Source organism: Ralstonia sp. UBA689 (assembly GCF_002298975.1).
Lineage (GTDB): Bacteria > Pseudomonadota > Gammaproteobacteria > Burkholderiales > Burkholderiaceae > Ralstonia.
Genome location: NZ_DBMV01000019.1, coordinates 1 through 12,594, shown reverse-complemented (window position 1 = coordinate 12,594; position 12,594 = coordinate 1). Strand labels below are relative to the sequence as shown.

General features: G+C 64.1%; 13 protein-coding genes. 8 read left to right on the top strand and 5 right to left on the bottom strand.

Annotated elements, in window-relative coordinates:
* Positions 1-170: 170 nt before the first annotated feature.
* From B4F51_RS08195 to B4F51_RS08185, 3 genes are all read left to right on the top strand, one after another.
* Positions 171-827 carry an MBL fold metallo-hydrolase gene (locus B4F51_RS08195; RefSeq protein ID WP_296224630.1) on the top strand — a complete coding sequence of 219 codons (657 nt, stop codon included), beginning with the start codon at positions 171-173 and terminating at the stop codon, positions 825-827.
* Complete coding sequence (locus B4F51_RS08190) at positions 824-1,525, top strand: exonuclease (RefSeq protein ID WP_296224629.1); 702 nt, start codon at positions 824-826, stop codon at positions 1,523-1,525. The genes B4F51_RS08195 and B4F51_RS08190 overlap by 4 nt, the downstream gene beginning before the upstream one ends.
* Before the next feature lie 286 nt (positions 1,526-1,811).
* Positions 1,812-2,075, top strand: a complete 264-nt coding sequence (locus B4F51_RS08185; RefSeq protein ID WP_296224628.1) for a hypothetical protein — start codon at positions 1,812-1,814, stop codon at positions 2,073-2,075.
* Between the two features lie 126 nt (positions 2,076-2,201).
* Here B4F51_RS08185 and arsC read toward each other — a convergent pair whose 3' ends face one another.
* The 4 genes from arsC to alc all read right to left on the bottom strand — a co-directional run bounded on the left by arsC (position 2,202) and on the right by alc (position 5,602).
* A complete protein-coding gene (gene arsC, locus B4F51_RS08180) occupies positions 2,202-2,552 on the bottom strand; it encodes an arsenate reductase (glutaredoxin) (protein WP_296224627.1) in 351 nt (116 codons plus the stop codon).
* A gap of 163 nt (positions 2,553-2,715) precedes the next feature.
* The gene (locus B4F51_RS08175; RefSeq protein ID WP_296224626.1) at positions 2,716-3,990 is read right to left on the bottom strand and encodes a M20/M25/M40 family metallo-hydrolase; all 1,275 of its coding nucleotides are present in this window, start codon (positions 3,988-3,990) and stop codon (positions 2,716-2,718) included.
* A gap of 80 nt (positions 3,991-4,070) precedes the next feature.
* The gene (locus B4F51_RS08170; protein ID WP_296224625.1) at positions 4,071-4,595 is read right to left on the bottom strand and encodes an ureidoglycolate lyase; all 525 of its coding nucleotides are present in this window, start codon (positions 4,593-4,595) and stop codon (positions 4,071-4,073) included.
* Positions 4,592-5,602: an allantoicase gene (gene alc / locus B4F51_RS08165; RefSeq protein ID WP_296224624.1), complete on the bottom strand. Its 1,011-nt coding sequence runs from the start codon at positions 5,600-5,602 to the stop codon at positions 4,592-4,594. Before alc ends, B4F51_RS08170 begins: the two co-directional genes overlap by 4 nt.
* A 313-nt stretch (positions 5,603-5,915) precedes the next feature.
* Here alc and B4F51_RS08160 point away from each other — a divergent pair, with 313 nt between their 5' ends.
* Genes B4F51_RS08160 through B4F51_RS08150 form a run of 3 tightly spaced genes read left to right on the top strand, consistent with a single transcriptional unit; the run spans position 5,916 to position 8,574 of the window.
* Positions 5,916-7,256, top strand: a complete 1,341-nt coding sequence (locus B4F51_RS08160; RefSeq protein ID WP_296224623.1) for a C4-dicarboxylate transporter DctA — start codon at positions 5,916-5,918, stop codon at positions 7,254-7,256.
* Positions 7,249-7,980 carry a GntR family transcriptional regulator gene (locus B4F51_RS08155; protein WP_414706714.1) on the top strand — a complete coding sequence of 244 codons (732 nt, stop codon included), beginning with the start codon at positions 7,249-7,251 and terminating at the stop codon, positions 7,978-7,980. The genes B4F51_RS08160 and B4F51_RS08155 overlap by 8 nt, the downstream gene beginning before the upstream one ends.
* A 6-nt stretch (positions 7,981-7,986) precedes the next feature.
* A complete protein-coding gene (locus B4F51_RS08150) occupies positions 7,987-8,574 on the top strand; it encodes an IMPACT family protein (protein ID WP_296224622.1) in 588 nt (195 codons plus the stop codon).
* A gap of 8 nt (positions 8,575-8,582) precedes the next feature.
* On the opposite strand, the gene B4F51_RS08145 is transcribed toward B4F51_RS08150, so the two are convergent.
* Entirely contained in the window at positions 8,583-9,494 is a 912-nt protein-coding gene (locus tag B4F51_RS08145) for a LysR family transcriptional regulator (RefSeq protein WP_296224621.1), read from the bottom strand.
* A 346-nt stretch (positions 9,495-9,840) separates the two neighbouring features.
* Between B4F51_RS08145 and gcl the strand changes: the two genes are divergently transcribed.
* Entirely contained in the window at positions 9,841-11,616 is a 1,776-nt protein-coding gene (gcl, locus tag B4F51_RS08140) for a glyoxylate carboligase (RefSeq protein WP_296224620.1), read from the top strand.
* Between the two features lie 43 nt (positions 11,617-11,659).
* Positions 11,660-12,442 (top strand): hydroxypyruvate isomerase, encoded by a 783-nt coding sequence (gene hyi / locus B4F51_RS08135; RefSeq protein WP_296224619.1) that lies wholly within the window; start codon positions 11,660-11,662, stop codon positions 12,440-12,442.
* The last annotated feature ends 152 nt before the right edge of the window (positions 12,443-12,594 follow it).

Genomic DNA, 12,594 nt, shown 5'->3' with positions numbered 1-12,594 from the left:
GATATTTACATTTCCTATTAAAACGGCCGCATCATGCAGGCATCTTGCGGCAATTTTGTAAAATTTTCTTTCCGATGTAACAGCGCGCGCCGCCAGTCCAGTGCTGGCGCGGGCTCGGCCCGATACAATCGGCGTATCCACCTTTCGCGTAGATGTGCGCAAAAAACCACATGAAAGTTGTTGTCGTCCCCGTTACGCCGTTTGAACAGAACTGCACGCTGCTGATCGGCGACGATGGTGCGGCCGCCGTCACTGACCCAGGCGGCGACATCGAACGCATCCTGGCAGCCGCTCAGCAGCACGGCGCGCGCATCGAAAAGATCCTGCTCACGCATGGCCACGTCGACCACTGCGCCGCCGCCGATGCACTGCGTACGCAGCTTGGTGTGCCCATCGAAGGCCCGCACAAGGACGAGGCGTTCTGGATTGATCAACTCCCGATGCAGAGCCAGCGCTTCGGTTTTCCGCCCGCCAAGGCCTTCGTGCCCGACCGCTGGCTGGACGACGGCGACACGGTGGACGCCGCTGGCCGCACGTTGCAAGTCTTCCACTGCCCCGGCCACACGCCCGGCCATGTCGTCTTCTTCAGCCCGGAAGACCGCATCGCCATCGTCGGCGATGTGCTATTCGCGGGCTCGATCGGCCGCACGGACTTCCCGCGTGGCAACCATGCGGACCTGATCCGCTCGATTCGCACCAAGCTCTGGCCGCTGGGCGACGACGTCACCTTCGTGCCGGGTCACGGGCCAGTGTCCACCTTCGGCGATGAGCGCGCGACCAACCCGTACGTCGCCGACCGCTTGTTCGCCAACGAAGGCGCCTCATGAGCAACGACGATAGCTTCGCCGACACCGCGCCGCCCTCGCCTCCCGCGCCGGAAGACAAGCCCCGGCGCAAGCGCGGCAACCAGTCACCCGACATACGGCCCGAGATCTACGTCAGCACCGACATCGAGGCCGACGGCCCCATTCCCGGGCCGCATTCGATGCTGAGCTTCGCCAGCGCGGCGTACCTGGCCGACAAGACACTCGTCGGCACCTTCGAGGCCAACCTGGAAACGCTGCCCGGCGCCGCGGGCCATCCCGTTCAGACGCACTGGTGGGCACAGCAGCCCGAAGCGTGGGCGGCCTGCCGCCGCAACCTCGAAGCGCCCGAGGTGGCGCTGCCGCGCTACGTGGAGTGGGTCGAAAACCTGCCGGGCAAGCCGGTATTCGTGGCGTTTCCGGCGGGCTTCGATTTCACGTTCATGTTCTGGTACATGATGCGCTTTGCCGGGCGCTCGCCGTTCGGCTGGGCGGCGTTGGACATCAAGACGCTGGCCTTCGCGCTCACGGGCCTGCCGTACCGGCGCAACGTCAAGGCGGCCTTCCCGGCGCAGTGGCATGACCCGTTGCCGCACACACATATCGCGCTGGACGATGCGAAGGAGCAAGGTGCGCTCTTCTGCAACATGCTCGCCGAGTTGCGCAAACGCGAGGCCGAACACGCCGCCGAACAAGCGGCCCGTCAGAGCGCGCAAGACTGAGCGCGAAATTGGGCGTCGCACGCATCACGCGTGTCACGAAGAGCCGCATACCGTTTGCGTCTTGCCCGCGTGATGCACACACCATGCCGCAACGCAACTTGCGGCGCTGCAAACCCGCGTCTACGCTGGGCTTGTGCGAGGCGACCAGACGACTGTGCCACCCGGCGCCGACAGGCAAAGCCACTCGCATACGCCATTTGCTTGTCGTATCGTCATCCGGCCGCACGTACCCCCGACGCCGGTGCGTGCCGGCGTCGGCTATCAGTCAACGACGGGAGGTGCCGCGATGCGATTTTCCCGTGACGCGTTCGATACGCACCATCTGCGAGCGATGACGGAGCGCTTGCATTGGCATCGCAAAGCATCCGCCAAGGCGATCCCGCTCGACGCGCGCGCGCATCTGCATCGCGCCCGCAGTGACGAGAGCGACGATGCGGAAGTGATGAAGGTCACTGTAGTCTCGGCCGCAGTGGCGCTGGCAGTGGTGTTCGCAGCGCTGCTGGCGATCGGTTTCGGGTCAGAAATGGCCCGATGGATGGGCCTGGAATGATCCGGAGCCCGTGCGCGTCTTGACGGACGCAGCCCAGGCCCTCGCGAGATGCGATACGGCCGCCCCTGAACGGCCTGCCCGATGGAAATCGGCAGGCCGTTCAACTTTTGGGGCGCGGGATTGGATTTATTTCAAGAATGCGTCGAGCGCTTCGGGCGTGCGGCCGATGGTGGCTTTGCCGTTGCGGACAAGCACCGGGCGTTGCAGCAGCTTGGGGTGCGCCGCGATGGCTTCGAGCAGTGCATCGTCCGAAGCCTGGCCAAGGTTGAGTTGGGCGTACTCGTCTTCGTTTTCGCGCACGAGGCTGCGGATGGGCGTGTCGAGCTGGCTGGCGAGCTTCTTGAGGTCGGCCAGAGTGGGCGCGGTTTTCAGGTACTCGACCACTTCGAGTGGTTCGCCCTTTTTCTCGGCAAAGGCCTCGGCTTGTTCGAGGGCGGTGCGTGATTTGGAGCAGCGGGGGTTGTGATAGATCTGCATGGTTGCGATGGCTTGCTGGTGCTGAGGGTTGCCATCTTAATGGCTTGGCGTCGCTCCGGATTTCTCCTCTTGTTAAGGGGGGATTCGTTCTTTTGTTTGTGGTCCATCAAAAGCAAAAGGGCCGACAAAAGCCGGCCCAAACCGAAGGGTCAAGCGGTAATGTTCACCCGCCCAGCAACTCAGCCACCGCACAGCCGACGACCACGGTCGCCCCGCGCAGATCATTCAGGCGCAGGTTCTCGTCCGTGTTGTGCCCACGCGCTTCCATCAGCGTGCGAGGGCCGGCGCCGTACAAGACCGTCGGTACGCCCTTGGCCGTGTAATGGCGAGCATCGGTATACAGCGGCACGCCATGCACCGGCATCTCCCCGCCAAACACCGCCAACGCACTGCGCCGCAGCGCGCCGATCAAGGTCTGCACGCCGGGCAGCTCGGCCAGCGGCTCGGCCAGCAGGATGCGCTCAACCGAAACCTCAATGCCCGGCCGCTCAGCGGCAGCGCGTTCAATTACAGCACGCAGTTCGCCTTCCGCATCGTGCCCAGCCTCTTCGGGAATCATGCGCCGGTCGATGCGGAACGTGACGAGATCGGGCACGACGTTGGTGTTGATGCCGCCGTGGATCAGCCCGACGTTCAACGTCGCATGGTCGATACCCGGCACGGCGGACTGGCGCGTCGCCAGTTCCGCGCGATACCCGTACACGGCTTGCAGGATGTGCGTCGCTGCCTCGATGGCATCGATGCCGGTATGCGGCATGGCGGCATGCGCCTGCTTGCCCCGTACCGTCACCTGCACATGGAGGCACCCGTTGTGCGCCGAAGTGATGCCATACGCAAACCCGGCCGAGATGGCGTAGTCCGGCTTGGAGAGACCTTGATCCAGCAGCCACTTCGGGCCGATGTCGCCGCCAGTCTCTTCGTCGTACGTGAAATGCAGTTCGACCGTGCCATTGAGTGTCGCCCCGCGCTTCTCGGCGTCGATCAGCGCAAGCAGCGCCCAGCTGTAGGTCGCGAAATCCGATTTGGAGACGGCCACGCCGCGGCCGAACATGGTGGGGCCGTGCTCGGTCTCGACGATCTCGCCGCCGTACGGGTCGTGCGTCCAGCCCAGACCAGGCGGGACCACATCGCCGTGCGCATTCATGGCGACCGTCGGACCGCCGCGGCCGAACGTGTGCCGCACGATCAGGTTGGTGGCGCTGACCATGCCTGCGGCGCGCACCTGCGCCTCTGGCACGGCATGCGCCTCGACAGTCAGGCCCAGCGCCTCCAGCAGCGCCTTGGCGCGCGCCGCGTGCGGGGCGCAGTCGCCGGACGGGTTGTCCGACGGCACCTTCACCAGCTCGCGCAGGAATTCGATCTGCTGCGCGTGCGCGGCCTCGACAAAGGTGCGGATATCCGCATCAATGCCGGGGGTGGTCAGTTGAGCCTGAGTCATGTCGATGTCTCCTCGTAGGTTTGAAAGTGACTGAGCCCCCGTTGTGCGGGGGCCCAGGGGCAGCGCTGATGGCGAGCGGGTTACTGCGCGGCGCGCATCGCCTCTTCGGTCAGCCACACCGATTCGGGCAGATCCTGCTCGTCGCAGTTGTGCCCTTCGCCGCCGCGATCGACGACGAGGAAGTCGCTCACCTCACCCAAGGCCAGCAGCGGGTGATGCCACACGCCACGTGCGTAGTTCACGCCCTGCCAGCCGCGCGAGACGAACGCACGCAGCTTGCTCGGGTCCAGCTCGCCAGCCGGCGCGACCACCACCAGATACGGCTTGTCGTTCATCGGAATGAAGGCCTGGCTGCCACGCGGGTGGCGCTCCAGCATCTTCACCTCGAACGGCAGCGTGCGCGGCTGGCCACGGAACAGGTTGATCAGCGCTCGGCCGCCTTCGCCCACGTCCACGTTGGCGAGATCATGAAAGCGCGTGGTCGTGCCCTGGTTGATGGGGAACTGCTTGCACCCCTCCAACTCGATCACGTCGCCGAACGGCGCGAATGCTTCACGCGTGAGCGGCTCGATAGTGAGTGCTACGCGGGCGGCGTCTTGGTTCATTCGAGAACTCCCCACAGACGCAGGCGCGACACGCCACCGTCCGGGAACATGTTGAAGCGCACGTGGGTGACGATGCCCAGGTCGGCGATCTCGGCTTCGTAGTAGTGCTGCAGGTCCATCTGCAGCTTTTGCTCGGGCAGCAGGGTCTGCCAGAACATGGCTTGCGTCTTGAGCGAGCTGTCAGTGCCGCCTACCACGCGCGCGGCCTGAATGGAAACGCGGTCGGCAAAGTTGCCCTTGAAGTGCGCGGTGTCGACTTCGATCTTGCGGATGCGGCCCGGGTGCGCCAGCGCGATCACGCACCAGTCGTTGCCCGGCTCGCGGCGGCGGCGCGTTTCCCAGCCGTCGCCCATGTTCTCGCCACGGCCCGGCATCAGCATGCGGGACGCCGGCCCGAAGTGCTCGTTGTTCGCTTCCACCACGTAGGCGCCGTTTTCCATGGCGGCCAGGTCGAATAGCTTGATGCGGTCCGCGCCCTTCCAATCGACTTGCGGCTGGCCGTACACGCGCAGACGGGCGATACCGCCGTCCGGGAAGATGTTCACGCGCAGGTGCGTGAAGGCGCCCGGGTTGCTCACGGCCACGTAAGCGTGGCTGTTGCCCTGCAGGGTGGTCGACGGAACGATTTCGGTCCACTGCGTGGCGTCGGTCGGCTCGCCGTCGGGCAGGTAAGCGGCTTCGATGGACGCAGCCGGCGGGAAGTTGCCGGTGAAATGGCTGGTGTCGATGTCCACGCCCTTCACAACGCCCGGGCGGGCCAGCTTGACGATGCAGTGGTCATAACCACCGTTGCGGCGACGGCGCGTTTCCCAGCCATCCATCCACTTGCCGTGGTCGTCGTACTTGCCGGGGATGAAGACGGCGGGCTCGGGGTTGAGCATGCGGTCTTTCGGTGCGAAGAATTCGTCGGTCGCGAACGTGGCCACGGCACCCAGGCGCGGATCGGCCAGGTTCGGATAGCGGCGGGTGAATTCAGGGGCGTTCGGATCGAGCGTAGGCAGCGCCATGGGGATCTCCTTGGTATCGGTCTCGTGGATGTTATACGGCGGGCCATATCGGGCAAGAACAGCGCAACGGGCGGGCCGGAGGTGCAGCGTGTGGAGGCAAATGCGCAAGGCATTGCAGGACTGCATGCGGGTCATCCTAGCACGTGAATTCAAGAATTGCATACAAAAAATGTATCGCCTATGATGCCGTCACCGCTCAACAATTCAGCACGACACTTTTGTGCGATGCGACGAGCGCGACAGAGCTTTTCCGACAATCGCGGTAGACGAGAAAGGAGGCTCACGACATCTGAAATCCAAAGGAGGATTCACCATGCAACGCTTCACGCGCCCGTTGTTCGGGCAGGTTTTGATTGCCCTGGCGGTGGGCATCGCGCTGGGCATCTGGGCGCCGGAATTCGCCCAGAAGCTGCAGCCGCTCGGCGACGGTTTTCTGAAGCTCATCAAGATGCTGATCGCGCCGATCGTGTTCTCGGTGGTGGTGGTGGGCATCTGTGGTGCCGGCGAGTTGAAGAAGGTCGGGCGTGTGGGCGGCAAAGCCGTCATCTACTTCGAGGTGGTGACGACGATTGCGCTGGCGCTGGGCATTGCGCTGGCCTATCTGTTCGGGCCCGGCCACGGCATGAATGTGGATCCGAAGACGCTCGACCCGGCAGCCATGGCGTCGTACATGAATACAGCCAAGCAGGTGGAATCGACGGGCGTGGCGGCGTTCTTCCTCAAGCTGATTCCGGATACGTTCGTCAGCGGTTTTGTGAAGGGCGACATCCTGCAAGTGCTGCTGGTGTCGATCCTGTTCGGCTGCTCGCTGTCGCTGCTGGGTGAGCGCACCAAGCCGCTGGTCAGCCTGATCGACCAGCTCTCGCACGTCTTGTTCCGCATGATGGCAGTGATCATCCGTCTGGCGCCGCTGGGCGTGTTGGGCGCGGTGGCCTTCACGGTGGGTAAGTACGGTGCGGGCTCGCTCAAGCAGCTCGGCTTCCTGGTGCTGCTGTTCTACGTGGCGGTGACAATCTTCGTGGTGGTGGTGCTGGGCGGCATCCTGCGCCTGGCGGGCTTCAACATCTTCAAGCTGATCCGCTTCCTGCGCGCCGAGTTGCTGGTGGTGCTGGGCACGGCCTCGTCCGACGCGGTGCTGCCGTCCATCATGAACAAGCTGGAGAAGATGGGCATCAAGCGCTCGGTTGTGGGTCTGGTCATCCCGACCGGCTACTCATTCAACCTCGATGCATTCTCGATCTACCTGACGCTCGCTGCCGTGTTCATCGCGCAGGCCACCAACACGCCGCTGGCCTTCCAGGATCTGTTGCTGATCCTGGGCGTGGCGCTCATCACCTCCAAGGGCGCACACGGAATTCCGGGCTCGGCCATCGTCATCCTGGCGGCCACGCTGTCGGTTATTCCGGCCATTCCGGCCATCGGCCTGGTGCTGGTGCTTTCCGTCGACTGGTTCATCGGCATTGCCCGCGCGCTGGGCAATCTGATCGGCAACTGCGTGGCCACGGTGGTGATTGCGGCGTGGGAGAAGGACATCGACCGCATGCGTGCCAACGCGGTGCTCGACGGCAAGATCGACATCACCGAAGAAGGCGAGGCGATCCCCCACGCGCACAGCGCGCCAGCTGCGGCAGCGCATACGCTGCCGCATGCCTGAAGCCGGCATCCTGTCGGACGGCGGTAAAATTCGTTTTATGACCGAAACCACCGCCGCCGACATCTCCTCCGAAGGCATTGCCGACGACATCGCCCAGGCGATCGTCTTGCACCGGCTGCCGCCGGGCACCAAGCTGCGCGAAGAGGCGCTGGCGCGGGTCTACCACGTCAGCCGCACGAAGATTCGCGCGGCGCTGCTGATGCTGGCCAAGGACAAGCTGATCCGCATGGAGCCGGACCGCGGCGCGTTCGTCGCCAAGCCGGACGAGACCGAGGCGCGCGAGGTATTTGCCGTGCGCCGCGTGCTGGAGGTGGCGCTGGCGCGCGAGTTCATCGCGAAAGCCACGCCCGCCGATTACAAGCGGTTGGAGAAGCACCTGGCCGAAGAGCACAAGGTGGCGGCCAGCACCGACGTGCCACGCCGCAACCGCCTGATGGCCGACTTCCACCTGCTGCTGGCCGACGTGGTCGGCAACAGCGTGCTCAAGGAAATGCTGCGCGAGCTCTCCGCCCGCAGCTCGGTCATTACGATGCTGTATCAGTCCACCTACGACGCCGTGCGCTCGTCCAACGAGCACACCGCTTTCCTGGAAGCCGCCAAGCGCGGCGACGTGGAAGGCGCCATCGCCCTGATGGAAGAGCACATGGCGCACACCGAGGCCTCGCTCAAGTTCGAATCGCCGGGCGGCCGCGCGACGGACCTCGTTGCCGCACTCTTGGCCTGACCGCGCGTGCCGACGTACACGCTGCGCGCACCGGTCTCGGCCGAGCTGGAGATCAGGAAGAGCCGCTTTATCGGATGGGCCGTGCCGGTCGAGGATCGTGCCGCGGCCATGGATGTCATCGCACGCCTGCGCGCCGAGCACCCTGCCGCCACGCACGTCTGCTGGGCGCTATTGGCCGGCGGGCAGTCCGGCATGTCCGATGACGGCGAACCCTCGGGCACCGCTGGCCGGCCGATTCTGGAAGTGCTGCGCCACCATGATCTGGACAGCACGCTGGGTGTCGTGGTGCGCTACTTTGGCGGAGTGAAGCTGGGCGCGGGCGGCCTCGTGCGCGCTTACACGGATGCCATCGCCACCGCGCTCATGCAGGCCGAACGCGTGGAGCGCATTGCCAACACCACCCTCACGCTCGTCACTGACTACGCTGATGAGGCGCGCATCCGCCGCTGGATTGATGGTGGCGGCTATGTGCTGGTGGATGCCACCTACGATGCGGGCGTCACGCTCACCGTGCGGTTGCCGGTGACGGATGAGGCAGCAGCGCGCGTCGCACTCAGAGACCTGACACAAGGGCGCATCGTCATCGCCGACTGAGTAACGCGTCAGCTACTGCGCGACCAATACCCCGCCTGCCCATACACCGCCTTCAGGTGTTCGATAAAGAACCGGATCTTCGCCGGCACCGGCCGCTGCTGCGGGTACACGGCGAGGATGTCGTAGTCGGGCAGCGCGTAATCATCCAGCACCGTCATCAGCGCGCCGGATTCCAGCTCAGGCTGGATCTCCCACGTTGAGCGCCAGCCAAGGCCCAGGCCCTCGCCCATCCAGCGGTGCAGCAATTCGCCATCGTTGCAGTCGAGGTTGCCGCTCACCTTGACGGTGACGGCCTTGCCGTTCTGCTGGAAGTACCAGCCGCGCTGCTGGCCGCCCTGCAGGTTGAAGGCCAGACAGTTGTGGCGCGCGAGGTCATCCAGCGTGCGCGGCACACCGTGCTTGGCAAAATACGCGGGCGTGCCGCACACCACGCGCTTGTTCGACGCCAGGCGGATCGCCACGAAGTTTGGGTCGATCGCCCCGCCGATGCGGATGCCCACGTCGTAGCCTTCGCGCACGAGGTCGACCACGCGATCGGTCAGGTTGAACGAGATACGCACGTCCGGATTGGCGTGCAGAAAGTCCGGCGCGTGCGGCGCCACGTGCTTGCGCCCGAACGCGGCGGGTGCGGAGACGATCAGGTGCCCCGTCGCCTTGTGGCGACCTTCGGCCACCAGCAGCTCGGCGCGGTCGAGTTCGCCCAGCGCCTTCTTGCACTGCTCCATGAACACCGCGCCCTGCTCCGTTACGGCAATACGGCGCGTGGACCGATGCAGCAGCTTCACGCCCAGCCGCGCCTCCAGCGCGTTGATACGTCGACCGATCATGACGGGCGTCACGTCCTGCGTGAGCGCGGCGGCGGCCATGCTGCCGTGCTCCACCACGGCGATGAACGCCTCGATCTGCTTCAGCTTGTCCATTCCATCATTCCAGTTCGCAATGTCAGTACATTGTATGGAGGATTCCGTACCTGGATTGCAGCTTTCTGGCGCATATCACTTGTGACGAATGGCGGAAATGCTGGAGAACGATTTGATCGACGCTCGCGCGATATGCCAAATTACTGCGTTGCACCAAATGCCCGGAAAATGGCTTAACCGCGCGCGTTTTCCGCGCCTTCGCTGCTTCGGCATTGCTGCGGCACGAAAAACAATTCGATACACGAGGTTCGCAATCAACTGACGAAATCTGCGTTTATCCATATCGGCATGCGGGAATAGGATCAGTTCAAAGCTATTCCCACCTTCCCCTTCCTGGAGATACGCCATGCCGAAGATGAGAGCGATTGACGCCGCTGTTGCGGTGTTGGAGAAAGAAGGCATCACCGTCGCCTTCGGCGTGCCGGGTGCCGCCATCAACCCGCTGTACTCGGCCCTGCGCAAGGCCGGCAGCATCGAGCACGTGCTGGCCCGCCACGTTGAGGGCGCCTCGCACATGGCCGAAGGCTACACGCGTGCCGAACCGGGCAACATCGGCGTGTGCATCGGCACCTCCGGCCCCGCGGGCACCGACATGATCACTGGTCTGTACTCGGCCTGGGCGGATTCGATTCCCATCCTGTGTATCACCGGCCAGGCACCTCGTGCCCGCCTCTACAAGGAAGACTTCCAGGCCGTCGATATCGAGTCGATCGCCAAGCCGGTGACCAAGTGGGCCGTGACCGTGCGCGAGCCGGCGCTGGTGCCGCGCGTGTTCCAGCAAGCCTTCCACCTGATGCGCTCGGGCCGTCCGGGTCCGGTGCTGATCGACCTGCCGTTCGACGTACAGGTTGCCGAGATTGAATTCGACCCCGACACGTACAGCCCGCTGCCGGTCTACAAGCCCGCTGCCACGCGCGCTCAGGCCGAGCGCGCCATCGAGATGCTGTGCCAGGCCGAGCGCCCGCTGTTGGTGTGCGGCGGCGGCGTGATCAACGCCGACGCAGCCAAGCTGATGGTCGAGTTTGCCGAGCTGGTGAACGTGCCCGTGGTGCCCACGCTGATGGGCTGGGGTGTGCTCGCCGATGACCACCCGCTCAATGCCGGCATGGTCGGCCTGCAAACGTCGCACCGCTACGGCAACGCCACGCTGCTCGCATCCGACTTCGTGTTCGGCATCGGCAACCGCTGGGCCAACCGCCACACCGGCAGCGTCGACGTCTACACCAAGGGCCGCAAGTTCACTCACGTCGACATCGAACCAACGCAGATCGGCCGCGTGTTCGGTCCGGACCTGGGCATCGTGTCGGACGCCAAGGCGGCGCTGGAGAAGTTCATTGAAGTGGCGCGCGAGCTGAAGGCCGCCGGCAAGCTGCCGTGCCGCAAGGCTTGGAACGCCGACGTGCAGAAGCGCAAGCGCACCATGCAGCGCCGCTCCGACTTCGACAACGTGCCGATCAAGCCGCAGCGCGTGTACCGCGAGATGAACCAGTACTTCCCGCGCAACGTGCGTTACGTGTCGACCATCGGCCTGTCGCAGATCGCCGCTGCGCAGTTCCTGTCGGTCAACGAGCCGCGCCACTGGATCAACTGCGGCCAGGCCGGCCCGCTGGGCTGGACGATTCCCGCCGCGATCGGCGTGAAGGTGGCCTCGCCCAACAGCGACGTCGTGGCCATCTCGGGTGACTACGACTTCCAGTTCATGATCGAAGAGATGGCAGTAGCCGCGCAGTTCAAGGTGCCGTACATCCACGTGGTGGTGAACAACTCGTACCTGGGCCTGATCCGCCAGGCACAGCGCAATTTCGAGATGGACTACTGCGTCCAGCTCGCCTTCGACAACGTCAACGCCCCCGAGCTGAACGGCTACGGCGTCGACCACGTGAAGGTGGTGGAAGGTTTGGGTTGCAAAGCGATCCGCGTGTTCAAGCCGGAAGACATCGAACCCGCCTTTGTGCAGGCTCGCCTGCTGATGGCCGAGTTCTCGGTGCCGGTGATGGTGGAAGTGATCCTGGAGCGCGTGACGAACATTGCCATGGGCACAGAGATCGACAACGTGGTCGAGTTTGAAGAGGTGCTCGACCTGGAAGACACCCTCACTGAAGCCGAAGGCGTCACCGCATAAAGACGGCGCGCCGTTCCCTCACCGTCCGATAAAAGGAGAAACCATGACAAAGCTGGCAGCCAACCTGACCATGCTCTTCAATGAGCAGGCCTTCCTCGACCGCTTCGAAGCTGCCGCACGGGCGGGCTTTCGCGGTGTGGAGTTCCTGTTCCCCTACGCGTTCCACGCAGACCAGATTGCCGATCGCCTGAACCGCTTCCAGCTTGATCTGGTCCTGCACAACCTGCCGGCCGGCAACTGGGACGGCGGCGAGCGCGGCATCGCCATCCTGCCGGACCGCGTGAGTGAGTTTCAGGACGGCGTGGGTGAAGCCATCAAGTACGCCAAGGTGCTCGGCGCGCGCCAGCTCAACTGCCTGGTGGGCATTCGCCCCGAAGGCTTGAGCGAAGACGCTGCACGCAAGACGCTGGTCGAGAACCTGAAGTTTGCGGCGAAGGCGCTGAAGGCCGAGAAGATCGATCTGCTGATCGAGCCGATCAACACGTTCGATATTCCCGGCTTCTACCTGAACCGCACGCAGCAGGCGCTGGATCTGATCAACGATGTGGATGCGTCCAATCTGTACGTGCAGTACGACATCTATCACATGCAGCGGATGGAAGGCGAAGTGGCTAGCACGCTGAAGCGCCATCTGGACAAGATCAAGCATGTGCAGCTGGCGGACAACCCTGGGCGCAATGAGCCGGGGACTGGGGAGATCAATTACCAGTTCCTGTTCCGTTGGTTGGATGAGATTGGCTACAAGGGCTGGGTTGGGTGTGAGTACAAGCCTAAGGCTGGGACTGTGGAAGGTCTGGGTTGGCGGGCTGCGCACAACGTTGCTTGAGATTTTGTTCGGTTTGGTTTTGCTCCGGTGGTGCATCCCTTGTTTCATCCCCTGCCGGGGCTGACTCACTTTCTTTGTCTTGCCAAAGAAAGTAAGCAAAGAAAGGCGCGCCCGAGTTGGCGACTTCCCCTTGGATTTGTGTCACGGGGAGG